The sequence below is a fragment of the Bilophila sp. 4_1_30 genome, assembly GCF_000224655.1.
GTDB classification, from domain to species: Bacteria; Desulfobacterota; Desulfovibrionia; order Desulfovibrionales; family Desulfovibrionaceae; genus Bilophila; species Bilophila wadsworthia.
In genome coordinates, this window is the sequence record NZ_JH114231.1 from 3986 (window position 1) to 5572 (window position 1587).

At 67.8% G+C, this 1587-nt stretch carries 1 protein-coding gene and 2 pseudogenes; all 3 read left to right on the forward strand.

Going from position 1 to position 1587, the window contains the following annotated elements:
* A pseudogene (locus HMPREF0178_RS00025) lies at positions 1–539 on the forward strand (hypothetical protein); the annotation flags it as partial.
* A complete protein-coding gene (locus HMPREF0178_RS00030; RefSeq protein ID WP_009367846.1) occupies positions 536–1201 on the forward strand; it encodes a DUF2612 domain-containing protein in 666 nt (221 codons plus the stop codon). The pseudogene HMPREF0178_RS00025 and the gene HMPREF0178_RS00030, both read left to right, overlap by 4 nt.
* Before the next feature lie 191 nt (positions 1202–1392).
* Positions 1393–1587: pseudogene (locus HMPREF0178_RS21770) on the forward strand (hypothetical protein); the annotation flags it as partial.

Below are 1587 nucleotides of genomic sequence, written 5' to 3' on the forward strand. Positions count from 1 at the left end.
CCGTGGCGTCCATCCCCGGCGTCACCCGCAGCCGGGGCTATGAGAACGACGGCGGCCTGCCCGACGCCGACGGCATCCCTGCCCACAGCATCTGCATGGTCGTCGAAGGCGGGGATACGGCGGCCATCGCGGAGGCCATCGCCGCGAAGAAGGGGCCGGGGGCCGGGACGTACGGCACGACCGAGGCGCTCGTGCGCGACAAGTACGGCGTCCCCAACGTCATCAAGTTCTTCCGCCCGGCGGAGACGCCCGTGTACGCCACCGTGACCATCAGGCCCTTCCCCGGCTACCTCTCCACCACCGGGGAAAGCATCAGGAAGAACGTGGCGGAACACATCAACGGCCTGAACATCGGGGACGACGTGTCGCTTTCGCGCCTGTACTCCCCCGCGAACGCGGCCAACGCCGCCTCCTACGACATCGAGTCCATCACGCTCGGGACGTCGCAGGGCGCGCAGTCCGCCGCAAACGTGGCCGTCGCCTTCAACGCCGTGGCGTCCTGCTCGGTGGATCGCGTCAAGCTGGTGGTGCGGCCATGAGCGGCTATCTCGGCCTTGTGACCTCGGAGCACCGCAGCCGTCCCCGGTTCATGGCGACGGTCGCGGCGGTCACCGATCCGCTGTGCGGGCTGCAGGAGCTGCTGGAAACCATGCGCGCCGCCTTTGACGTGGATTCCGCCGTGGGCGGGCAGCTCGACCGTACCGGCGAATGGATCGGCAGGAGCCGCCATCTGCGGCTTGAGCTGGACGACGTGTACTTCGAATGGGGCCGCGAGGCCGTGGGCTGGGCGCGCGGCTCGTGGAAGGGGCTGTACGACCCCGAAACGGGCATGGTGCGCCTGCCCGACGAGACGTACCGCCTGCTGCTCAAGGCGAAGATCGGCGCGAACCGCTGGGACGGGACCGTGCCCGGCGCGTATGAGGTCTGGGAATCGGCCTTTGCGGACACGGGCAGCCTCATCCTCATGCAGGACAATCAGGATATGTCCGTGGTCATCGGGCTTGCCGGGACGCCGCTCGACGCGGTGATGCGCAACCTCCTCCTGCAAGGGTACCTGCCGCTCAAGCCGGAAGGCGTGCGGGTGGCATGGTATGCCGTGGCCCCGGAGCGCGGGCCGCTGCTCGGCTGGAACTGCGAAACGGGCGGCCTGTCCGGATGGGACAAGGGGATCTGGCCCGTCAGGCTGGAGCCGCTGCCGTAGGTGCGGGTTCATCAGGGCGGCGATAATCGAAAGAGGGCATGGCGGACGGAAGGGCGTCCGCCATGCCCTCTTTGTTTGTCCGGAGGGGCCGGAAGCCGGGGGAGGAGCAGGAGGGGCGCGGAGCGGAGGAACTTGTTCAGGGTCGGAAAAGGCGGCATGGGCGGGCATGGTGGGCGGAAGAGGAGTTCATCATGCCCACATCCGTTATCAATGAAATTCTTTCGTTTTGCCCACAGGGGACCATAGCCAGCGGCGACATCATGGCTCTGGAGGATTACAAGAACGACGTGCAGCGCCTCCGGGGGCATCAGCCGGGGATCGCCAGACGCGAGCTGGAGAACATGGCCCTGCGCCAGTCGTCCTTCGTCGCCGCCGGGCTCGCCCAG

Bases quoted from the DNA above. Each gene is read 5' to 3' on its own strand.
- HMPREF0178_RS00030 (WP_009367846.1), top strand. From the start codon at position 536: ATGAGCGGCTATCTCGGCCTTGTGACCTCGGAGCACCGCAGCCGTCCC.